Annotated in this window: 19 protein-coding genes; 15 read left to right on the top strand and 4 right to left on the bottom strand. The window is 65.8% G+C overall.

Features of this window, described 5'->3' with window-relative positions; all coding sequences use genetic code 11:
• The first annotated feature begins 102 nt into the window (after nt 1-102).
• The 5 genes from surE to FAZ98_RS07335 are packed head-to-tail and all read left to right on the top strand — an operon-like array spanning nt 103 to nt 4,850.
• Nucleotides 103-864, top strand: a complete 762-nt coding sequence (surE, locus tag FAZ98_RS07355) for a 5'/3'-nucleotidase SurE (protein ID WP_158950206.1) — start codon at nt 103-105, stop codon at nt 862-864.
• Nucleotides 861-1,967, top strand: a complete 1,107-nt coding sequence (locus FAZ98_RS07350) for a protein-L-isoaspartate(D-aspartate) O-methyltransferase (RefSeq protein ID WP_158950204.1) — start codon at nt 861-863, stop codon at nt 1,965-1,967. The genes surE and FAZ98_RS07350 overlap by 4 nt, the downstream gene beginning before the upstream one ends.
• 5 nt (nt 1,968-1,972) lie before the next feature.
• Nucleotides 1,973-2,935 (top strand): peptidoglycan DD-metalloendopeptidase family protein, encoded by a 963-nt coding sequence (locus FAZ98_RS07345; RefSeq protein WP_158950202.1) that lies wholly within the window; start codon nt 1,973-1,975, stop codon nt 2,933-2,935.
• Between the two features lie 14 nt (nt 2,936-2,949).
• A complete protein-coding gene (gene rpoS / locus FAZ98_RS07340; RefSeq protein WP_158950200.1) occupies nt 2,950-4,053 on the top strand; it encodes an RNA polymerase sigma factor RpoS in 1,104 nt (367 codons plus the stop codon).
• Nucleotides 4,054-4,070: 17 nt separating this feature from the next.
• Nucleotides 4,071-4,850 (top strand): 3'-5' exonuclease, encoded by a 780-nt coding sequence (locus FAZ98_RS07335; protein ID WP_158950198.1) that lies wholly within the window; start codon nt 4,071-4,073, stop codon nt 4,848-4,850.
• A 27-nt stretch (nt 4,851-4,877) separates the two neighbouring features.
• On the opposite strand, the gene FAZ98_RS07330 is transcribed toward FAZ98_RS07335, so the two are convergent.
• On the bottom strand, nt 4,878-5,816 hold the full coding sequence (locus FAZ98_RS07330; protein ID WP_158950196.1) for an endonuclease/exonuclease/phosphatase family protein: 939 nt from the start codon (nt 5,814-5,816) through the stop codon (nt 4,878-4,880).
• Nucleotides 5,817-6,245: 429 nt separating this feature from the next.
• On the opposite strand from FAZ98_RS07330, the gene FAZ98_RS07325 reads away from it, so the two are divergent.
• Nucleotides 6,246-8,198, top strand: a complete 1,953-nt coding sequence (locus FAZ98_RS07325) for a glycoside hydrolase family 28 protein (protein ID WP_158950194.1) — start codon at nt 6,246-6,248, stop codon at nt 8,196-8,198.
• 163 nt (nt 8,199-8,361) lie between these two features.
• Here FAZ98_RS07325 and FAZ98_RS07320 read toward each other — a convergent pair whose 3' ends face one another.
• Both FAZ98_RS07320 and FAZ98_RS07315 read right to left on the bottom strand, forming a co-directional pair.
• Nucleotides 8,362-8,652, bottom strand: a complete 291-nt coding sequence (locus tag FAZ98_RS07320; protein ID WP_158950192.1) for a hypothetical protein — start codon at nt 8,650-8,652, stop codon at nt 8,362-8,364.
• A 113-nt stretch (nt 8,653-8,765) separates the two neighbouring features.
• On the bottom strand, nt 8,766-9,014 hold the full coding sequence (locus FAZ98_RS07315) for a hypothetical protein (protein ID WP_158950190.1): 249 nt from the start codon (nt 9,012-9,014) through the stop codon (nt 8,766-8,768).
• A 321-nt stretch (nt 9,015-9,335) separates the two neighbouring features.
• Here FAZ98_RS07315 and rlmD point away from each other — a divergent pair, with 321 nt between their 5' ends.
• Nucleotides 9,336-10,691 (top strand): 23S rRNA (uracil(1939)-C(5))-methyltransferase RlmD, encoded by a 1,356-nt coding sequence (gene rlmD, locus FAZ98_RS07310; RefSeq protein WP_158951904.1) that lies wholly within the window; start codon nt 9,336-9,338, stop codon nt 10,689-10,691.
• 127 nt (nt 10,692-10,818) lie between these two features.
• Here the strand turns inward: rlmD and FAZ98_RS07305 are convergent, their stop codons facing one another.
• Complete coding sequence (locus tag FAZ98_RS07305; protein ID WP_407671998.1) at nt 10,819-11,637, bottom strand: outer membrane protein assembly factor BamD; 819 nt, start codon at nt 11,635-11,637, stop codon at nt 10,819-10,821.
• 121 nt (nt 11,638-11,758) lie between these two features.
• On the opposite strand from FAZ98_RS07305, the gene FAZ98_RS07300 reads away from it, so the two are divergent.
• From FAZ98_RS07300 to FAZ98_RS07265, 8 genes are all read left to right on the top strand, one after another.
• On the top strand, nt 11,759-13,081 hold the full coding sequence (locus tag FAZ98_RS07300; RefSeq protein ID WP_158950185.1) for an RluA family pseudouridine synthase: 1,323 nt from the start codon (nt 11,759-11,761) through the stop codon (nt 13,079-13,081).
• Nucleotides 13,078-13,974 carry a peptidoglycan editing factor PgeF gene (gene pgeF, locus FAZ98_RS07295; RefSeq protein ID WP_158950183.1) on the top strand — a complete coding sequence of 299 codons (897 nt, stop codon included), beginning with the start codon at nt 13,078-13,080 and terminating at the stop codon, nt 13,972-13,974. Before FAZ98_RS07300 ends, pgeF begins: the two co-directional genes overlap by 4 nt.
• A gap of 563 nt (nt 13,975-14,537) precedes the next feature.
• The gene (gene phaC / locus FAZ98_RS07290; RefSeq protein ID WP_158950181.1) at nt 14,538-16,541 is read left to right on the top strand and encodes a class I poly(R)-hydroxyalkanoic acid synthase; all 2,004 of its coding nucleotides are present in this window, start codon (nt 14,538-14,540) and stop codon (nt 16,539-16,541) included.
• Nucleotides 16,542-16,623: 82 nt separating this feature from the next.
• Entirely contained in the window at nt 16,624-17,805 is a 1,182-nt protein-coding gene (locus FAZ98_RS07285) for an acetyl-CoA C-acetyltransferase (protein ID WP_158950179.1), read from the top strand.
• A gap of 270 nt (nt 17,806-18,075) precedes the next feature.
• Nucleotides 18,076-18,816 carry a 3-ketoacyl-ACP reductase gene (locus tag FAZ98_RS07280; protein WP_158950177.1) on the top strand — a complete coding sequence of 247 codons (741 nt, stop codon included), beginning with the start codon at nt 18,076-18,078 and terminating at the stop codon, nt 18,814-18,816.
• A 151-nt stretch (nt 18,817-18,967) separates the two neighbouring features.
• Nucleotides 18,968-19,573: a polyhydroxyalkanoate synthesis repressor PhaR gene (gene phaR / locus FAZ98_RS07275; protein WP_158950175.1), complete on the top strand. Its 606-nt coding sequence runs from the start codon at nt 18,968-18,970 to the stop codon at nt 19,571-19,573.
• Nucleotides 19,574-20,076: 503 nt separating this feature from the next.
• The gene (gene rimO / locus FAZ98_RS07270; RefSeq protein ID WP_199272249.1) at nt 20,077-21,414 is read left to right on the top strand and encodes a 30S ribosomal protein S12 methylthiotransferase RimO; all 1,338 of its coding nucleotides are present in this window, start codon (nt 20,077-20,079) and stop codon (nt 21,412-21,414) included.
• A gap of 5 nt (nt 21,415-21,419) precedes the next feature.
• Complete coding sequence (locus FAZ98_RS07265; RefSeq protein ID WP_158950171.1) at nt 21,420-22,367, top strand: sugar kinase; 948 nt, start codon at nt 21,420-21,422, stop codon at nt 22,365-22,367.
• Nucleotides 22,368-22,403: the final 36 nt, after the last annotated feature.

Below are 22,403 nucleotides of genomic sequence, written 5' to 3'. Positions count from 1 at the left end.
CGCGCCGAGGTGGGAATACGAGGCGCGCGGCGTAGGAAACTGCGCAGGGGCGCGTCCCCCGCTGTCGTTCGCGTGCCTTGTTGGCTAGGTTACAATCGCCCGATGCGAATACTACTCAGCAACGACGATGGTTATCTCGCTCCCGGTCTTGCAGCGCTCCACGAAGCGCTGAAGCCACTCGGCGAGATCACGGTGATGGCGCCCGAGCAAAACTGCAGCGGCGCATCGAACTCGCTCACGCTGTGGCGCCCGCTCTCGGTGTTGCGCTCGGCGAGCACCGGTTTCTACTACGTGAACGGCACGCCCACCGACTCGGTGCATATCGCGCTCACGGGCATGCTCGACCATCAACCCGATCTCGTGGTCTCTGGCATCAACAACGGCCAGAACATGGGCGAGGACACGCTGTATTCGGGTACCGTCGCCGCCGCCACCGAAGGCATCATGTTCGGCGTGCCGGCCATCGCTTTTTCGCTCGTCGACAAAGACTGGGTACATCTCGACTCCGCCGCCAAAGTCGCTGCGGAAATCGTTGCGCATTACCTCGAGAATCCGTTGCCGGGGCATCCGCTCCTGAACGTCAACATTCCGAACCTGCCTTACGAAGAACTGGGCGAGTGGCGCGTCACGCGCCTCGGCAAGCGCCATCCTTCGCAACCCGTGATCCGCCAGACCAACCCGCGCGGCGAGCCGATCTACTGGATCGGACCCTCCGGCAGCGCGCGCGACGCCAGCGAGGGCACGGACTTCCATGCAGCCGCGCACGGCCACGTGTCGATCACGCCGCTGCAACTCGACCTCACGCACACGCAGATGTTGCCTGCGACGCACGAATGGGTGCGGCGGGACGGCAGCGCTTCATGACGGGCGAGCGCACGAAGCGTTTTCCGCTGGGTCTCGCGGATCTCGTGCGCGAGCCGCGCCGGCGCGACGCGCGTCCCGGTGACGCGCGCACGCCGCTCGCCGGCACGGGCAGCGCCGGTACGGCGAAAACGGGCGTGAGCCCGGCTGTAAAGGGCGTGGCCAAGCCCGCCGCGCCCGCGCTGCAAAAAGCGCTTGCGAAGCCTGCTGTGACTCCCTCCGTGAAGCCGGCCGCCAAGCCGGTACTGAACGCCACCGCGAAGCCTGCTGCCAAACCCGCCGCCAAACCGGTTTCGCGTCCTGTTGCGAAACCCGCGAGCGGCCCCTTCAAGCCGTCGTCGCCGCTGGCCGCGAGCACCGCGAACGCGGGGCGCCCGGCGCTGAGCATCATGTCGACGAACGGCGCGGTCGGGGCGCCCGCCGTCGCGCTCAACGGCGCGCACGCGCTCACCTCGGAACGCGTCCGCGAGCGCATGGTCGAACGCCTGCGCGCGAACGGCATCACCGACCCGCGCGTGCTGCAGGCGCTTGCGGCCGTGCCGCGCCACATGTTCGTCGACCCCGGTCTCGCAACCCAGGCCTACGAAGATGCGGCGTTGCCGATCGGCCATCACCAGACGATCTCTAAGCCGTCCGTCGTCGCGCGCATGCTGGAACTCGCGGGCGTCGGGCGCGAACTGGAGCGCGTGCTCGAAATCGGCACGGGCTGCGGCTATCAAGCCGCCGTCTTGAGCCAGATTGCACGCGACGTGTATTCCATCGAACGCATCAAGCCGTTATACGAACGCGCGAAAACGAATCTTCGCCCGCTGCGTATTCCCAATCTGCGCTTGCATTACGGCGACGGACGGCTCGGTTTGCCGTCGGCGGCGCCGTTCGACGCGATCGTGATCGCGGCCGCGGGCTTCGACGTGCCGCAGGCGCTGCTCGAACAACTCGCGATCGGCGGCCGGCTGGTGGCGCCGGTCGCGGTGCAGGGCGCGGGTGCGCATGCCGGCGAAGCGACGCAGGTGCTCACGCTCGTCGAGCGCACGGGCCCCGCGCAATGGCGAGAGTCGCGGCTTGATCGCGTTTTCTTTGTCCCCTTAAAATCTGGAGTGATCTGAATCCGATGAGTATGTTGCGCGCGATGCAAAGAAACCGCATGAAAATCGACCTGACCGTAGCCGGGCGCGGCGCCTCGGTCATCGCGCTTTGCCTGCTGACGGCTTGCGCCACGCGACTCGACTCGGCGCCCGTCGTCGATCAGACCGCGCCGCTCGGCACGTCGGCGGGGCAGCCGCCGGTGCCGCTCGGGCCGCCGCCTCCGGGATATTACCGGGTGAAGCCGGGCGACACTCTCTATAGGATTGCGCTCGAAAACGGCCAGAATTATCGTGACATCGCGACGTGGAACAACGTCACGAACCCGAACCAGATCGAAGTCGATCAACTGTTGCGCGTGGTGCCGCCGGGCACGAATCCGTCGGCGGCTTACACGCCGGGCGTGGTGACCGCGCCGGTGCCGGGCATGGCGGCCACGCCGTCGGGCCAGCCGGGTGCGCCTGCCGCGCCGGCCGCGAGTGGTCCGGCCATGCCGCCGATCTACGGCTCGGGTGCCGCTGCGGGCGCAACGGCCGGTGCGATGGCGGGTGGCTCGGTGCCGCCGGCAGCCGTGCCGCCGCAGGCGGGCGCGAGCGGCGGCGAAATGGCCGCGGCGCCGAACGGCAGCATCTCGCTGGCGTGGCCGGCGCGCGGTCCGGTGCTCAACGGTTTCGACGACTCCAAAAACAAGGGCGTCAATATTGGTGGTGCGCCGGGCGATCCTGTCAAGGCCGCGGGCGACGGTCGCGTGGTTTATGCCGGAAATGGGCTGCGCGGATACGGCAATCTCATTATCATCAAGCATGACGCGACGTTTTTGACCGCGTACGCACACAACCGCGCTTTGATGGTAAAAGAAGGGGATGCGGTCACCAAAGGTCAAAAGATCGCCGAAATGGGCAATACCGATTCAGACCGGGTGATGCTGCATTTCGAAGTACGCCGTCAGGGTAAGCCCGTCGACCCACTGAAGTACTTGCCGCCGCAATAAAAAGCGAGCCGACCATGCCGAAATCGAAGCGCCGTCTGCAGCAATCCGAGTCTGACAGCCAAGCCGCCCAGGTTTCGGTGGAGGACGGCGCGCAGTCCGGCGACGACGAGGCCGAGCTCGACAGCGGCCGCTCCTACGACGAGCGCGAAGAGCGCGAGGAACAGGACGATCGCGAAACCGCTGCCGAGGAAGGCAGCGGTGAAAGCAACGCCACCGCCGCCGCGCCGGACGCCGACGATTTCCGCGCCATGCTCCAGGCCGAACTCACGGCCGACACCATCCAGCATTATCTGAACCGGATCAGCGTGAAGCCGCTCCTCACCGTCGAGGAAGAGCAGCGCTATTCGCGTCTCGCCAAGGCCGGCGAGTTCGAGGCGCGCCAGGTCATGATCGAGCGCAATCTGCGTCTCGTGGTGAGCATCGCCAAGGGTTATCTCAATCGCGGCGTGCCGCTGCTCGATCTGATCGAAGAGGGCAACCTCGGCCTCATGCACGCGATCGAGAAATTCGATCCTACGCGCGGTTTCCGTTTTTCCACTTATGCCACTTGGTGGATCCGTCAGAGTATCGAGCGCGCGATCATGAATCAGGCGCGCACGGTGCGTTTGCCGGTGCACGTGATCCGCGAGCTGAACCAGGTGCTGCGCGCCAAGCGCCATCTGGAGAAGAATTCGCTGAACGCCGACGCCGGTTCCGAGCGCCGCGACGCGAGCATCGACGACATCGCCTATCTCACGGGCAAGACCACCGAGGAAGTCACCGACATTCTCGCGCTCAACGAGCATACGGCCTCGCTCGACGCGCCGCTCGATCTCGATCCCGCGAGCAGCCTGCTCGACCTGCTCTCCGACGACCAGAGCCAGTCGCCGGACGCCGAAGTGCAGCACCGCGAACTGGAAACGCTCACGCGCGCGTGGCTCGGGCGGCTCTCCGACAAGCATCGCCACGTCATCGAACGTCGCTTTGGGCTGAACCATATCGAGCCGGCCACACTCGAAGAGCTGGCCGACGAAATGGGCCTGACCCGCGAGCGCGTGCGGCAAATCCAGCAGGAAGCGCTGGTGCGCCTCAAGCGCTTTTTCGCTTCGAACGGCGTGCGTAAGGACGCCGTTCTCTAACATCCCGCCGTTTTCCGATGACAGTCCCAGTTCTTGTATTCGACATCGAGACGATTCCCGATGTAGACGGTATTCGCCGTCTCGAAGACTTGCCCGCCTCGCTTTCCGACACCGAAGTCGCCGAGCACGCGTTCGCCGCGCGCCGCGAGAAAACCGGCAGCGATTTCCTGCCGCATCATTTGCAGCGCGTGGCCGCGATCTCGTGCGTGTTCCGCGACGGCCAGGGCTTTCGCGTGCGCTCGCTCGGCACGCCCGAAGACGGCGAGGCCAAACTCGTCGACTCGTTCTATCGCACGATCGAGAAGTATTCGCCGCAACTCGTTTCGTGGAACGGCGGCGGGTTCGATCTGCCCGTGCTCCATTATCGTGCGCTCGTTCATGGCATACGCGCGGTGCGTTATTGGGAAATGGGCGACGAAGACCGCGAGTTCAAGTGGAATAACTACATTGCTCGCTATCACACGCGTCATACGGATCTGATGGATCTGCTCGCGATGTACCAGGCGCGTGCCAATGCGCCGCTGGACGCGCTCGCGAAGCTGTGCGGTTTTCCCGGCAAGCTCGGCATGGATGGCGGGCAGGTGTGGTCGGCGTTCCAACAGGGTCGTATCGAAGAGATTCGCAACTACTGCGAAACCGACGTGGTCAACACGTACCTGCTGTATTGCCGTTTCCAGTTGATGCGCGGCGGATTCACGGAGCGCGAATACAGCGACGAAGTCGAGTTCGTGAAGCAGTCGCTCGCCATGGAAACCGCGCCGCACTGGAAACAGTATCTGGACGCATTCGGCAAGTAACGCGCGTCAACATCCGCAAAATTCCCGCTAGTTCAACTCCAGCACGATCGGCTGATGATCGGAGGCGCGCGTCGCGCCGTCGATCTCGCAACGGCGCAAGCGCGGCCGCAAGTCCTCGGTGACGAACACGAAGTCGCAGGTCAGCGGGCCATCCGGCCATTGCGCCGTGTCGTACACGCCCGCCGTGTGCGGCGGCGTCTCGCCTTCATGAAGCGCCGTCCACGCGTCGACGAAAGCGGGGCTGCCCGCGAGCGGCTCCAGCATGCGCGTGTACGCCTCGCTTTGCCACGCGCTGTTGAAGTCGCCGCAGACGATCGCGCTCACCGGGCGCGCTGTGCGGGCGAACGGCCCGGCGTCGTTTTCGGCGGGCGCGGGATGCGCGGCGTGATCGGCGGCTTCCTGTTGCAGGCGCCGCAGCGCATCCACCTGCGCAAGCCGCTGGCGCAACGAATAAAACTCCAGATGCGTGACCAGCACGCGCAGTGTGCCGCCCGGCGTAGCGACGCCCGACGTAGCGACGCTCGACGTGGCGACGCCCGACGTAGCGACGCTCGACACGTCCAGCACGGCTTCAAGCGCCACGCGCTGCATCGAGGGCGCGGTGGAATCGGCGGGCCAGGGCAGGGCGTGCCGAAACACCTGCTGCACGGGCAGGCGCGAGGCCAGCGCGTTACCGAACTGGCGGCGCGTGACGTTGCCTGACGTCGGTGAATGGCCTGGCGAGGCGGCGGCCGGTAAGTCGGCGCCAATCGCCTCGATCACCGTGTAACCGGGCAGCAGCGCGGCCAGCTCCGCGTATTGATCGTCGCTGGGTCCGCCCGGCAGCGTGCGAAAACCGCGCGTCACTTCCTGCAGGCACAGCACGTCGAAATCGGCGAGACGCTGCGCCTCGCGCACCGTGCGCGCGATATCAACCTCGCCGGACGCGTCGCGACCCCATTGCACATTCCAGCTCAACAGTTTCACGGCTCACTCCTCTTGCTTTCGATGATTGCCATCGAGGCTTCGCTGCGACGTGTTGTTTTACAAATGTCGCATTGAAAAGCTCGGTGTTTGCCCTGATTGGAGCCATTTAGCCCGCGAGTAGGGAGAAGAATACGTCTGTATGGCTTGACAAGCATCTTGTTGTATTACAACAATGCGTTCGAGCTGCGAGTTTGCCACGAAGTTGCCATACAGGCGCGATCGCAGACGTTTCACTTCGCTCCACGAAAGCCACGCAGCCCAACCCGCGCAGCAAAAACCGGTCTCGGCCGGCCACAACGATTTCAAGACAGGAGACAGCGTCACATGGCAAAGCACCGACTTCCGGATACCGACCGATCGACACGACCTCAAGGACTGCCAGGCATCGTGGATGCGCTCGCACCGGCATCTCCTTCACGACGCACCTTCATGATGCTGGCAAGCGCAACGGCGGGTGCCACGATGCTGTCCGCCTTGCCGGGCTGCGGCGGCAACAGCGGCAATGGCGCAAGTACGAGCAGTGGCGCGGCCACGGGCGGCTCGGGCGGCACCGTGGCCGAAGACCCCATCTGGGGCAGTTCGGGACTCGCCACGCAGATCATCAACTCGCTCTCGAACATCACGCAAGCGATGTTTCGTCAGGTCGATTTCAACGTGACGAGCTACGGCGCGCAGGCACTCACGACGCAGGTGCAGACCACCGTGAACCCCTACACGCAAACGCTGAGCCCCGGCGCCAGCACGTTCGTGAGCGCCTCGGTCACCGGCACCGCGTTCGACTCGTGCACGGCGTTCAACCGCGCGATCCAGGCGGCGAATCAGGCGGGCGGCGGCCGCGTGGTCGTGCCGGCCGGCAACTGGTATTGCGGCGGCCCGATCGTGCTGCTCTCGAACGTCAACTTCCATCTGGGCGCGGGTTGCGTGATCTACTTCAGCCCCAACCCGAACGACTATGCGGCGAGCGGCCCCGTCGATTGCGGCGCGAACGGCAAGCTGTTCTACACGCGCTGGCAGGGCAACGATTGCCTCAATTTCGGCTCGCCCGTTTATGCCTACCAGCAGACCAATGTCGCCATCACGGGCGAGGATCAGACCTCGATTCTCAACGGCCAGGCCATGACGCCGTTCGCGGGCAGCGGCAGCACGGCGACCTGCTGGTGGACGTGGAAGGGCTCGTCCGGGCAATACGGCTGTACCGGGTCGAGCACGCCTTCGCAGGCCTACGCGAATCCGAATAACGCGGCGCTCACGAGCAGCGACACGGCAACGCTCGCGCTCATCACCGGTTCGACGAAGGCGCCTTGGAATCAGGATCAGAACTATCTGCCGGCGCAATCGCAACTGGGCGTGCCGGTCGCGCAGCGTATCTTCGGCATCGGCCATTACCTGCGGCCGTGCATGGTCGAATTCGTCGGCTGCACGAACGTGCTGATGGAGAACTACCACACGCAGAACACGCCGTTCTGGCAGAACCATCCCACCGATTGCACGAACGTGGTGATTCGCGGCGTGTTCGCGGACAGCATCGGTCCGAACAACGATGGCTTCGATCCCGAGGCCTGCACCAACGTGCTGTGCGACACGGTCACGTTCAACACCGGCGACGACTGTATCGCGATCAAGTCGGGCAAGGCGCTCGACACCGAATTCGGCCCGGCGCAGAACCACGTGATCCAGAACTGCACGATGAACAGCGGCCACGGCGGCATCACGCTCGGCAGCGAGATGAGCGCGGGTGTCGAGAAAATCTACGCGCGCAAGCTCAACATGCTGAACCAGAACTGGGCGACGAATCCGCTCAACATCGCCATTCGCATCAAGACGAACATGAGCCGTGGCGGTTTCGTGCGCGACGTCTATATCGACACCGTCGATCTGCCCAATGGCGTGAATCTCACGGGCAGCGGCTACGGCAGCAGCAACATGCTGACGGGCAGCCCGATCACGGCCGCCGTGCCGCTCGGCACGACTTCGGCGGCGGGATCGAATCCGTCGGCGTCGCAAGGCGGCTTGATCACGTTCGATTGCGACTACTCGCCTGCGGGCGACGCGGTGCGCCAGAGCCCGCCCGTCGTGCAGAACGTGAACATTTCGAACGTGAACGCGAGCAACGTGACGCTGAACGGCACGACGGCGTCGTGCTATCAGGCGATCGTCGCGCAAGGGCCGGTGGCCTCGGACTACAACGGCGCCGCGCCCGCGCCGGCCGTAACGCCCATCACCGGGGTGACCATCACGAACTGCAATCTCGGCACGCCGGTGTGCAACGCGGCGGCGACGGCCACGACGCCCGGCCCGATCTACGTGAACAACGTCAACGCGATCGCGCTGAGCAACGTGGTGATCGGCACGACGACGTACACCACGTCGCTGACCGGCTAGGCGGTCAAGCCGTCATCGCACGAAAAAGCAGCCAGGCGGCGGATCGCGTAGCGCAGAGGTGGCAAGCGTTGCGGCGTCCGCCGTTTTGTCGATACGTCACGCCCTCAGACTGACGAGCGGCGTTCAACGAGCGGTGCGATCCGACTCGCTATGCGGCGCGCGATCAGCGGCGGCGTCCCTTGCACTCGCCGCGCACGGTGCCGGCCACCTTGTGGCTGTTGTCGAAGTAGACCGCGAACGGCACGTTGCCGTAGTTGCCGAGGTCGTAGCCGAAGCAGTCGCGGCCGTTGGCCACGTATTCGCGGTCGGGCGGTCCGATGCGCTTGTAAACTTCGTTTTCCGTCATGCCGGGCAGCACGGAGGCCATGACCTGATCGGGTTTCACGGTCGGGCCGCATGCCGCGAGGCTCACGAGCGCGGCGGCCGCGAACGCGCAAAGAGGGAGTTTGCTCACTGAAATTCCGTTGATTGACGTGGATGAAAGAGGCTGCAAAAGGGAGGCTGCAAAAGAGGTGCTATCGTTACCGCCCGCCTGGTCGACGAACCATCGGACGATTCTGAAAGTGTTCAATCGAGCAGGGCGCGTACGACCAGCAGCAGGGCGCCCAGCACCGCGATGGGCACCGCGAGACTCAGGAGCCCGAGCCGTAGCGGGCGACGGCGCGAGGTGCGGTGCGAGGTGCGACGAGTTGTGCGATCCGAATCCGGCGAGTCCGGCGAGTCCGGCGGGGCCGCGGCGATGGCGCCGGGCGAGATGACCGCGCATAACGCGAGCGCGACGAGCGAGGCAAGCGGCAGAGAGAAGAACGCGATCATGGTGGACTCCTTGCGCCAAGGCACGGCGCGACGGGAACCATGGTATTGAGACGGCCGGGCGACCGCGATCGCATAAATTCGAAAGGCGCAAGGCGGCGCGCCAGATCGAACGCAACGGAGGCCGCGGGAGTGCGGGTGCCGACTTCGACTACAATCTCGCCTTCCCCCCAATATTCATCGTTTGTCAGGAATCCGCTGGTGTCTCAAGCTGCCCCCGACCCTCAAGCCGCCGCCGTTCAGGCCGACGCGGCCCAAGCCATGCCCGCTGCGCCCGCCAAAAAGAAGAGCAAGCGCGAGAAGCGCGCCGAAAAACGCGCTTCGATGGAGGCTTCGGTTGCTAATGCCCCCATTCTCGAGATCGAATCGCTCGACATGGAAGCGCGCGGCGTCGGCCGCACCGTCACGGAAACCGGCGAGCCCGGCAAGGTGATCTTCGTGGAAGGCGCGCTGCCCGGCGAGCGCGTCACGTATCTGAGCTACCGCAGGAAGCCGACGTTCGAACAGGCGCAGGTCGTGAGCGTGCTGCGCGAAAGCGCGATCCGCACCAAGCCGCAATGCCAGTTTTTCGGCACTTGCGGCGGTTGCTCGATGCAGCATCTCGACGTGCGCGCGCAGATCGCCGTCAAGCAGCGCGTGCTCGAAGACAATCTTTCGCATCTCTCGAAAGTGCGTTCGGAAACCATGTTCCGGCCGATTCACGGGCCGTCGTGGGGCTATCGCTATCGCGCGCGTTTGACCGTGCGCAATGTGCCGAAGAAGGGCGGCGTGCTGGTCGGCTTTCACGAGCGCAAGAGCAGCTACGTGGCCGACATGACGAGCTGCGAAGTGTTGCCGCCGGAGGTTTCGGCGATGCTCGTGCCGCTGCGTCATCTGGTGTCGGCGCTGTCGATCTGCGATCGCATGCCGCAGATCGAGCTGGCCGTGGGGTCGAACGTGACGGCGCTCGTGCTGCGCATTCTCGAGCCGCTCACGGCCGGGGACGAAGCGCTGCTGCGCACTTTCGCCGACGAGCACAACGTGCAGTTCTGGCTCCAGCCGAAGGGCCCGGACACCGTATTCCCGTTTTATCCGCTCGACAAGTCGCTCGACTACACGCTGCCGGAATTCGGCATTCGCATGCCGTTCAAGCCGACCGACTTCACGCAGGTCAATCACCAGATCAACCGCGTGCTCGTGGGCCGCGCGCTGCGTCTGCTCGCGCCGCAAGCGGGCGATCGCGTGCTCGATCTGTTCTGCGGCATCGGCAATTTCACGCTGCCGCTCGCGCGGCTCGCGCGCGAAGTGGTGGGCATCGAAGGCAGCGACACGCTCACGGCGCGCGCGCTCGACAACGCCCGCGCCAACGGCGTGGACGGCCATACGTCGTTTGCCTGCCGCAACCTGTTCGAAGTCACCGCCGACGACATTCGCGCGCTCGGCCATTTCGATAAATACCTGATCGATCCGCCGCGCGAAGGCGCGCTCGCGGTGTCGCAGGCGCTTGCGGAAATCGCCAAGAGCGGCGAAGGTCCGCTGCCAAAGCGCATCGTCTATGTGTCGTGCAGCCCCGGCACGCTGGCCCGCGACGCGGGCGTGCTCGTGCACGAAGCCGGCTACCGGCTCAAGGGCGCAGGCGTCGTCAACATGTTCCCGCACACCTCGCACGTCGAGTCGATCGCGCTGTTCGAACGCGATTGAGTCCAGTCATGCCGATGCGGGCCGCGCGGCCTGCGTCGACACACGACATCCGCACCTCGGCGGGACGAAAAAAAAGCCACGGCATGCCGTGGCTTTTTTCTTGAGGCGCAGCGCGCTCAGGCGACGCTCACCAGAGCTGCCACCACGACTTCTCTTCCTTGCCGGCGCGTGCGTGACCCGTGATATACGGGCTGTCCGGGAAGGTGGCGGCGAGCACGCGGCGCGTGTCGTCGGCGAGTTGCGGCTGGTCGAGCTTCTGGTACGACAGCACCATGATGTGCAGCGCGTCTTCAATGGCCGGCGCGCTCTTGTACTGCGTGATGGCGAGCTGCGCGCGGTTGATGGCCGCGACATAGGCACCGCGACGGTAGTAGTAGTCGGCCGCGTGCACTTCGTGCGAAGCGAGCGCGTTCACGATGTAACGCATGCGCTGCGCGGCATCCGGCGCGTACTTGCTTTGCGGATACTTGGTGACCACGACGTTGAACGCGTCATACGACTCGCGCAGCGACTTCGGATCGCGCTCGCTCATGTCCTGGCCCGAGAAGCGGCCGAACAGCCCGAGGTCGTCGTTGAAGTGGATCATGCCCTTCAGGTAGTACGCGTAGGCGATGTCCGGGTGATCCGGGTGCAGCTGGATGAAGCGGTTGATCGCCTGGTCGGCGGCGTCGTTCTCGTTGTCCTTCCAGTTACAGTAGGCAACGTTGATTTGCGCCTGCTGCGCAAAGTGGCCGAACGGATCGCGGCCTTCGAGCTGTTCGAAGTACTTGGCGCACTTGCCCCAGTCGCTGCCGGAAAGCGCGTCCTGAGCCTCCGTATATAATTTGTTGTTGTTCCACGTTGCCGTTTCGTCGGTCTTTTCCGGCAGGCCGTGGCAGGCTGCAACCACCGCGAGCGCGGCGCCGCAAGCGGCGACGCGAACGAGGTTGCCAATCTTGCGGAGCAACGTTGCTTGCTCAGCCGAGTTTGCCGTATTTCGGGCCACCGCATGTTGGGCCAGTTTCGTAATCGTGTTCAAGGCTCGCATTTTCCAGTCCAGCTTCAGGTCCACAGGTGACCCAGACTCAATGACCCGTTCAGTTATTCCGGGGGCCGGCGCTCCCGGCGCCCAAAACAGCATCAGCGATTATAGCCTGGGCAATGCGCCCGATGACGCAGCGTCCGGCGACGCGTTCGACGACGAGCTTGCGGAAGCGGGCGTCGCCGGTGCTTCGCGCACGCGCGGCGAAGAAGCGCCGCGCACCGTGCAGGTCCCCGACGACCTCGCGGGCGAGCGTCTCGACAAGGTGCTCGCCAAAGTGTTTCCGGAGTTTTCGCGCAGCCGCCTGCAGGGCTGGATCGAAGAGCAGCGCGTGCGCGTCGACGGCAAACCCGCCAAGGTGCGCCAGCCCGTGCCGCTCGGCGCGACCATCGAACTCGTGCCCGACCTGCTGCCCGAACAGCTCGCGTTCACGCCCGAACCGGTGCCGCTCGACGTGATTTACGAAGACGAGGCCATTCTCGTCATCAACAAGGCGGCCGGCGTGGTCGTGCATCCGGCGGCCGGCAACTGGAGCGGCACGATCCTCAACGGCCTGCTGCATCGCTACGGCGAAGCGGCGGCGGGGCTGCCGCGCGCGGGCATCGTGCACCGGCTCGACAAGGAAACCTCCGGGCTGATGGTGGTCGCGCGCACGCTCGAGGCGCAAACCGACCTCACGCGCCAACTCCAGGCGCGAACGGTGAAGCGCCGCTATCTCGCGCTCGTGTGGGGCAACATGCCCGAGAAGGGCACGATCGACGCACCGATCGGCCGCGACCCGCGCGAACGCACGCGCATGGCCGTGGTCAAGGGCGCGTCGGGCAAGCCCGCGCGCACGCATTATCGGCGTATCGACAAGACCATCTGGCACAACCAGCCCGTGAGCGCGATCCATTGCGATCTCGAAACGGGCCGCACGCATCAGATTCGCGTGCACTGCGCGCACATCGGCCATCCGCTGCTCGGCGATCCGGTGTACGGCCATGCGCGCGGCAAGCGTTCGGTCGCGGCGCTGCCCGACGACTTCGCGCGCCAGGCGCTGCACGCGTGGCGCCTCGGCCTCATCCATCCGGTCACGGGCCGCGCGATGCAATGGCGCGCCGAAGTGCCCGACGACATGGACGCATTGATCGCCGCGCTCGGCTTCGGGGCGGAAGAGGAGGACGACGGCTTCGACGAGATGTTCGACAGCGCGTACACCGACGAAGGCTACGTGATCGGCAGCGACGAAGACGATTACGCCGACGAAGACGACGAAGAAGACGACGAAGAAGGCGGCGATCACGCGCACCCCGCCGACGACGCTCACGACGAACACGAAGGCGACGACGAAGGCGATGACCACCCCGACGAGGACAAGCCCGCATGACGACGCGCCCCGCATTGACCGAGGCTGATCTCGTTCTTCCCGGCTGGCAGGTCGCGCCGGGCGTGCGCGCGCTCGTGACCACGCGCGACGGCGGCGTGAGCGAGCCGCCGTACGGCCGTTGGCGCGCGGCGCGCGTAGCCAGTGCGAGCGCGGGTGCCGAAGCTGACGCTGACGCCGAAAGCGGTGCCGACGAACCCGGCGGGCTGAATCTCGGCCGCGGGTCCGGCGACGATCTGGAACATGTGGAAGCCAACCGTGCCCGCCTGGCCGGCTACACGGGCGTGCCGGCGGCGTGGCTGAAGCAGATTCACGGGCCGCGCGTGGTGGATGCGGCCGAGGCGCTCGCGGCCGCGCGCGCGGGCACGCCGCTCGAAGCCGACGCCAGCGTGACGGCCGAGCGCGGTATCGCCTGCACGGTCATGATCGCCGACTGCATGCCCGTGCTGATCGCCGACAGCGCGGGCCGGGCGGTCGGCGCCGCGCACGCGGGCTGGCGCGGTCTGGCGGCGGGCGTGATCGAGCGCACCGCGGAGCGCGTCATGGCGCTCGCCGGTTGCGGCGCCGCCGACCTGCACGTGTATCTGGGGCCGTCGATCGGCCCGGCGGCGTTCGAAGTGGGCGAGGACGTGCGCGAGGCGTTCCTCGTGCACGTCGGGTCCGCCGATGCCGCACAGCGCGAAGCCACCGCCGCCGCGTTCGTGCCGCGCGCGCAGGCGCCGGGCAAGTATCTCGCCGATCTGCCGGCGCTCGCGCGCTTGCGTCTCGCGGCGCTCGGCGTGCGCCATGTGAGTGGCGGCGATCTGTGCACGGTCACCCTGCGCGAACGCTTCTATTCGTATCGCCGCGATCGCATAACGGGCCGCATGGCCGCGATGATCTGGATCGAGCCCTAGGCCTCAGTGTAAATCCGGTCTGGCGCCGTCCGCACGGGAAAGTGCGGCGGCGCAATGCGATTTCGCGCGTTTTTTGCTGCATTGCATCGAAGGCTGTCACGGGCTCGGCTAAAACACCTTCGATCGATATGGGCAATGCGCGTATTGCGCCGCAAGCGCCCGTCGCCATGGCGCTTTTTTCGTTCCAGAGTACGCATGGTTGTGCGTCATGCCGATTAAACCCGCGATGACATCGGGAAAACGATAATTAAAAAAATATCGCAGTGCGGCAAAATCGGGCACAAGCATTGACACGCTTTGCAATGGGGAGCAAGAATGTCCTTCACCCACGGGACAGGACGTGACTGGGCGCAACGCAACAGCGCCCGTGTGCGACCCACCTGCCTCTCAACCAGTCCACCAGGACACATCGGTCAAAAGCAGGCATGACGGCATCTCAACGTTCCAGGACCAGCCCCGGCGCGGGCGCTTCAACCGACAGTGCATCGAGCTTCACTTCCGGTTCTTCTTCGTCCCCATCGTCCGCTTCCGCTACCTCGCAAGCCGCTGCCAATGCAGCCGGCATGCAGCAGTATCTCGACGCGTGGACGAACGCATGGCGCAGCGCACTGAATGCTGCGCAGCAATCCGGCGGCGCGGCGCAGCAAACGCCGTTCGGTGCGTTCCCCGGCTTCCCGGGCAGCGCGACGGCCGGCTTCCCCGGCCAGTTCGCGAATCCGTGGGCGGCCGCGGGCAACGGCGCGGCGAATCCGTTCGCGGCGGCGGGCAATCCTTTCGGCGCGGCGAATCCGCTCGGCGGTGCTTTCGGCGGTGCCAATCCCTTCGGCGGCGCTAATCCTTTTGGCGGTGCGAACCCCTTCGGCTCAACGAATCCCTTCGCGGGCGCAAATGCTTTCGCGGGCGCGAACCCCTTCAACGGCGCGAATCCGTTCGGCGCGACCAATCCGTTCGAAGGCCTGAAGCTGCCCACGGCGTCGATCGAACCCGCGCGGCTGCAGCAGCTGCAGTCCGACTACTCGCGCGACGCGATGGAATTGCTGCGCCAATCCACGGAAGCCACGCCGAAGGCGCCCGAGCTCAAGGATCGCCGCTTCAGCTCCGACGCGTGGAAGGCCACGCCCGCCTACGCCTTCACGGCCGCGTGGTATCTGCTGAACGCACGCTATCTGCACGAGCTCGTCGACGCCCTGCAGACCGATGCGAAAACGCGCGAGCGCATCCGCTTCGCCGTGCAGCAGTGGACGGCGGCGGCGTCGCCCAGCAACTTCCTCGCGCTCAACCCCGACGCGCAGAACGCCTTGCTCGAGACCAACGGCGAAAGCCTGCGGCAAGGCGTGATGAACCTGCTCGGCGACATGACGCGCGGCAAGATTTCGCAGACGGACGAGTCGCGCTTCGTGGTGGGCCGCAATCTGGCGACCACCGAAGGCGCGGTCGTGTTCGAAAACGCGCTGTTCCAGCTGATCCAGTACAAGCCGCGCACGGCGACGGTGCGCGAGCGGCCGCTCCTGATCGTGCCGCCTTGCATCAACAAGTACTACATCCTCGATCTGCAACCCGAGAATTCGCTGGTCGCGTATGCGCTCGAACAGGGTCAGCAGGTGTTTCTCGTGTCCTGGCACAACGGCGACGCCTCCATCGCCGAAAAAACCTGGGACGATTACATCGAGGAAGGCGTGCTCGCCGCTATCGACGCCACGCGCGCGATCAGCGGACGCGAGCAGATCAACACGCTCGGCTTCTGCGTGGGCGGCACGTTGCTCGCCACGGCGCTTTCCGTGGCGGCGGCGCGCGGCGAACATCCGGCTTCGTCGATGACGCTGCTCACCGCGATGCTGGACTTCTCCGATACCGGCGTGCTCGACGTCTTCGTCGACGAGGCGCACGTGCAGATGCGCGAGCAGACCATCGGCGGCAAGGGCGGCACGCCCGGTCTCATGCGCGGCGTGGAGTTCGCGAATACGTTCTCGTTCCTGCGCCCGAACGACCTGGTGTGGAACTACGTCGTCGACAATTACCTCAAGGGCCGCACGCCCGCCGCGTTCGATCTGCTGTTCTGGAACAGCGATTCGACGAGCCTGCCCGGCCCGATGTACGCGTGGTATCTGCGCAATACGTATCTGGAAAACAAGCTGCGCGAGCCGGGCGCGCTCAACGTGTGCGGCGAGGACGTGGATCTGTCGCGCATCGACGTGCCGACCTTCATCTACGGTTCGCGCGAAGATCACATCGTGCCGTGGCGCACGGCGTACGCTTCGGTGCCGCTGCTCTCGGGGCCGCTCAAGTTCGTGCTCGGCGCCTCGGGGCATATCGCGGGCGTGATCAATCCGGCGTCGAAGAACAAGCGCAGCTACTGGAGCGTCGAGGCGGACGCGAAGCATTTGCCCGACGAAGCCGAAGCGTGGTTCGCCGAAGCCGAGGAAAAGCCCGGCAGCTGGTGGCCCGCGTGGGCCGAATGGCTCGACCAGTACGGCGGCAAGAAAGTGAAGCCACGTGCGCAACTCGGCTCGGCGGAGTACCCCGAGATCGAGCCGGCGCCGGGGCGTTATGTGCAGCAGCGCGACTGACGCGTGCGCTGCGGGACCCGGTTGTTATTAACTTGAGGGCGAGCGCGGTCAAGCACGCGCTACGGACCCGGAGGAAATGAAGATGACTGACATTGTGATCGTTTCGGCCGCACGCACGGCGGTTGGCAAATTCGGCGGCTCGCTGGCGAAGATTCCCGCGCCGGAGCTTGGCGCCATCGTCATCAAGGCCGCGCTGGAGCGCGCGGGCGTCAAGCCCGAGCAGGTCAGCGAAGTCATCATGGGTCAGGTGCTCACGGCCGGTTCGGGCCAGAACGTGGCGCGTCAGGCGTCGATCAAGGCGGGGCTGCCCGCCTCGGTGCCGGCGATGACCATCAACAAGGTCTGCGGCTCGGGCCTGAAGGCCGTGATGCTCGCGGCCAACGCGATCCTGGCCGGCGACGCCGAGATCGTCGTGGCGGGCGGCCAGGAAAACATGAGCGCCGCGCCGCACGTGCTGCCGGGCTCGCGCGACGGCTTCCGCATGGGCGACGCGAAGCTCGTCGACACCATGATCGTCGACGGTCTGTGGGACGTGTACAACCAGTACCACATGGGCCAGACGGCGGAAAACGTCGCGAAGGAATACGGCATCACGCGCGAGGAGCAGGACGCATTCGCCGCGCTCTCGCAGAACAAGGCGGAAGCCGCGCAGAAAGCGGGCCGTTTCGCCGATGAAATCGTGCCGGTGCAGATTCCGCAGCGCAAGGGCGACCCGCTCGTGTTCGACACCGACGAGTTCGTGCGTCACGGCGTGACGGCCGAATCGCTCGCGGGCCTGAAGCCGGCGTTCAACAAGGAAGGCTCGGTGACGGCGGCGAACGCCTCGGGGCTCAACGACGGCGCGGCGGCGGTCGTGGTGATGTCGGCGAAAAAGGCCGAGGAACTGGGTCTGAAGCCGCTGGCGCGCATCAAGGCGTACGCGAACGCGGGCGTCGATCCGAAGGTGATGGGCATGGGTCCGGTGCCGGCGTCGAAGCGCGCGCTGGAGCGCGCGGGCTGGACGCCGAACGATCTCGACCTGATGGAGATCAACGAGGCGTTCGCGGCGCAGGCGCTGGCCGTGAACAAGCAGATGGGCTGGGACACGTCGAAGATCAACGTGAACGGCGGGGCGATTGCGATCGGTCACCCGATCGGCGCGTCGGGCTGCCGGATTCTGGTCACGCTGCTGCACGAAATGCAGAAGCGCGACGCGAAGAAGGGTCTGGCGTCGCTGTGCATCGGCGGCGGCATGGGCGTGGCGCTCGCGGTCGAGCGCGGCTGAGCGGGTGCGGCTCGCGCGGAATGCCGCTGAGCGTACGCACCTGAACGAACGCGGCAGGCCAGGCGCGATTTAGTCTGTCATGCGATAAACGCCGGAGCGGGTCGGCAGTGACCGCTGCGGCGCGCGGCCAGCGAGAGCGGGCCGCGCGAGGGAAGACACCGGGAAGGGGCGAGGCCGGAGCGGCCGGGCCGGACGAATCGAGGCGTGGGTCAGCCGGGCGGCCGGCGCGATCCGGCGGCGCTCCCGCAAAACGATAATGGAGTGTGTTTTATGTCAGAGCGTGTTGCGTATGTAACGGGCGGGATGGGCGGCATCGGCACGGGTATCTGCCAGCGCCTCGCCAGGAATGGCTTCAAGGTGGTCGCGGGCTGCGGTCCGAATTCGCCGCGCCGCGCCAAGTGGCTCGAAGACCAGAAGGCGCTCGGCTTCGACTTCGTTGCCTCGGAAGGCAACGTGGGCGACTGGGACTCGACGCGCCAGGCGTTCGACAAGGTGAAGGCCGACGTCGGCGAGATCGACGTGCTGGTGAATAACGCGGGCATCACGCGCGACGTGGTGTTTCGCAAGATGACGCGCGAGGACTGGACGGCCGTCATCGACACGAACCTCACGAGCCTCTTCAACGTGACGAAGCAGGTGATCGACGGCATGGTCGAGCGCGGCTGGGGCCGCATCATCAACATCTCGTCGGTGAACGGCCAGAAAGGCCAGTTCGGGCAAACCAACTACTCCACCGCCAAGGCCGGGATTCACGGCTTCACGATGGCGCTGGCGCAGGAAGTGGCCACCAAGGGCGTGACCGTCAACACCGTGTCGCCGGGCTATATCGGCACGGACATGGTGAAGTCGATCCGCCCCGACGTGCTCGAAAAGATCGTTGCGACCATTCCCGTGCGCCGCCTCGGCGCGCCGGAGGAAATTGCCTCGATCGTCGCGTGGCTCGCCTCGGAAGAGTCGGGTTTCGCAACCGGTGCTGACTTCTCGCTCAACGGCGGGTTGCACATGGGCTGATCCTCGCCGCCGCGCGTCATGCAGGGGGCGCGGCACGGGGATCGAGGACGGCAGCGAGGCCTGTTTGCTCACCGGGGCAGGCCGCGCTTCCGGGCTAGACCAGCGCGCGACGGCAGCGGCCCTCGCGCGTTGGCGCTAACAAGGGCGACACATGACGACTACAAAGAAAACCGCCGAACGACTCATCAAGAAGTATCCGAACCGTCGGCTGTACGACACGGAGACGAGCACGTACATCACGTTGACCGACGTGAAGCAACTCGTGCTGGATCAGGAGGAGTTCAAGGTCATCGACGCGAAGTCCAACGAGGATCTCACCCGCAGCATCCTGCTGCAGATCATCCTCGAGGAGGAGAGCGGCGGCCTGCCGATGTTCTCGTCGCCGATGCTGTCGCAGATCATCCGTTTCTACGGCCATGCGATGCAGGGCATGATGGGCACGTACCTGGAAAAGAACATCCAGGCGTTCATCGACATCCAGAACAAGCTCGCGGATCAATCGAAAGGCCTGTACGAAGGCAACGCGATGAACCCCGAGGTCTGGTCGCAGTTCATGAACATGCAGGCGCCCATGATGCAGGGCATGATGACCAGCTACATCGAGCAGTCGAAGAACATGTTCGTGCAGATGCAGGAGCAGATGCAGAACCAGGCGAAGAACATGTTCAGCACGTTTCCGTTCAAGCCCGTGACGCCGGGCGGCGCGGCGGCGCCCGCGCAAGGCGCGCCCGAAGGCGGCGAGGAAGAGAAGAAGTAAGCGCGGTGGCGTTGCGAGGAGTCGGCGCGGGAGTCGGCTTGCGACACGCGCCGCGCTTCGCACCGCGTGTTGTGGGTCGTTCGTAGAGGGTGGCAATGGCGCGCTGGGTCGCCCATGCGCGTCGCGCCGCCCGCAGCGGCCGCGCGCAGCCGCTTTCGCGGTGCCCGGCCGTATGCCTTACGCCGTATGCCGCGGCCCTTGCAATTTCCCTCTTCACGACTTCACGAGTCCGGCACGAGACCGAGCCCGTTTCTGTTTCCGCGCATCCCTCGGACGATATGCCGTAGCGCTGCTGCGTCGATCGCGGCCCAAACCGCATCCGACCCTCTGCGTCCGCGATGCCAACGCCCCACACTGCGCCGATCCCTACGCCGAACGGGTAAAATGGCGGATTGGCTGATCCTCGCGCGGCGCAACGAACGCCCAGCGCCCCACATCCGGACGTACACGTGAAAAACCCTGTTGAATCAACGACCTCCCGCAATCCTGCTCCGCGCGTCGGGATGGTTTCCCTCGGCTGCCCGAAGGCGCTTGTCGACTCCGAGCAAATCATCACCCAGTTGCGCGCCGAGGGTTACGAGATCTCGGGTTCGTACGACGGCGCGGATCTCGTGGTCGTGAACACGTGCGGCTTCATCGACGAAGCGGTGCAGGAGAGCCTCGACGCCATCGGCGAGGCGCTGTCCGAGAACGGTAAGGTCATCGTCACCGGCTGTCTGGGCAAGAAGGCGAGCGCGAGCGGCTCGAACCTGATCGAGGAAGTGCATCCCAAGGTGCTCGCCGTGACCGGCCCGCACGCCGTGGGCGAAGTGATGCAGGCGGTGCACAGCCATTTGCCGAAACCGCACGATCCGTTCGTCGATCTCGTGCCCGCGGCCGGCATCAAGCTCACGCCGCGTCATTACGCGTATCTGAAGATTTCAGAAGGCTGCAATCACCGCTGCACGTTCTGCATCATCCCGTCGATGCGCGGCGACCTCGTTTCGCGTCCCGTCGCCGAAGTCATGCTCGAAGCCGAGAATCTCTTCAAGTCGGGCGTGAAAGAACTGCTCGTGATCTCGCAGGACACGAGCGCCTACGGCGTGGACGTGAAGTACCGCACCGGTTTCTGGAACGGCAAGCCGATCAAGACGCGCATGACCGATCTCGTGAGCGCGCTCGGCGAACTGGCCGCGCAGTACGGCGCGTGGGTGCGCCTGCACTACGTGTATCCGTATCCGAGCGTCGACGAAGTCATTCCGCTGATGGCCGAAGGCGCGTTCAAGGGCCATGTGCTGCCGTATCTCGACGTGCCGTTCCAGCATGCGCATCCCGAAGTGCTCAAGCGCATGAAGCGTCCCGCGAATGCCGAAAAGGTGATGGAGCGCGTGAAGGCGTGGCGCGAGATGTGCCCCGACCTCACGATCCGCAGCACCTTCATCGCGGGCTTCCCCGGCGAGACGGAAGAGCAGTTCGAAACGCTGCTCGACTTCATCCGTGAGGCCGAACTCGACCGCGTGGGCTGCTTTGCGTACTCGCCCGTCGAAGGCGCGACGGCCAACGAACTCGACGGCGCGCTGCCGGACGAAGTGCGCGAGGAACGCCGCGCGCGCTTCATGGAAGTGGCGGAAGCCGTCTCGGCGAAGCGCCTGCAGCGCAAGGTCGGCAAGACGCTCAAGGTGCTGATCGACGAAATCAATGTCGATGGCGGCATCGGCCGCACGGCGGCGGACGCGCCCGAGATCGACGGCGTGGTCTACGTCGCGCCAGCGACCAAGGCTTCGAAGCGCTACAAGGTGGGCGATTTCGTCTCCGTGAAGATCACGGGCGCCGACGGTCACGACCTCTGGGGCGAGGTCTGAGCGGCATGACAAAGCCCGCGCCCGAGGTCGTCGCGCCCGAGGTGCTCGCGCTGGGCGAGGCGATGGTCGAGTTCAACCAGGCGTCGCCGGATCGTCCCGAGTATCTGCAAGGCTTTGGCGGCGATACGTCGAACTTCGCGATTGCCGCCGCGCGTCAGGGCGCTCGCACGGGCTTCGTGTCCGCCGTGGGCGACGATCACTTCGGGCGTTTGCTGCTCGATCTGTGGGCGCGCGAAGGCGTGGATACCGCCACCGTGCGGGTCGACGCCACGGCGCCCACGGGCGTCTATTTCGTCTCGCACGGCCCGGGCGGCCATGCGTTCGACTACCTGCGCAAAGGCTCGGCGGCGAGCCGCGTGACGCCGCGCGATCTGCCGCTCGAAGCCATCGCGGCCGCGCGCGTGCTGCATCTCTCCGGCATCAGCGTGGCGATCGGTGACAGCGCCTGCGACGCCGCGCTCGCCGCCGTCGAGCATGCGCGCGCGAACGGCGTGCGCGTGAGCTTCGACACCAATCTGCGTTTGAAGCTGTGGCCGCTCGCGAGGGCGCGCGCCGTGATGAACGAAGTGCTGCGCTTGACCGACATCTGCCTGCCGAGCTGGGACGACGTGGCCATGCTCACGGGCCTCGAAGACCGCGACGCCATTGTCGATTATCTGCTCACGCATGGCGCGCGCGTGGTCGCGCTCAAGCTTGGCAAGGACGGCGCCTACGTCGCCACGCCCGGCGAGCGGCGCGTGGTGCCGGGTCGCGTGGTGGCCGCCGTGGACGCCACCGGTGCGGGCGACTGCTTCGGCGGCGCGTATGTCGCGCGTCTCGCGGCCGGCGACGACCCGTTCGCCGCCGCGCATTACGCCAACGCGGCCGCCGCGCTCTCCACGCAAGGCTATGGCGCGGTCGCGCCCATTCCGTATCGTGAGGACGTCGAACGTTTCATGGCCGGCACGCCCTGACCGCCACGCAAGCGCACGTCCCATCGCAAGCACAAC

This window comes from Paraburkholderia acidisoli (assembly GCF_009789675.1).
In the GTDB taxonomy this organism is placed as follows: domain Bacteria; phylum Pseudomonadota; class Gammaproteobacteria; order Burkholderiales; family Burkholderiaceae; genus Paraburkholderia; species Paraburkholderia acidisoli.
Note: the sequence above shows the minus strand (reverse complement) of the source record. Positions and strands in the feature narration are given on the sequence as shown.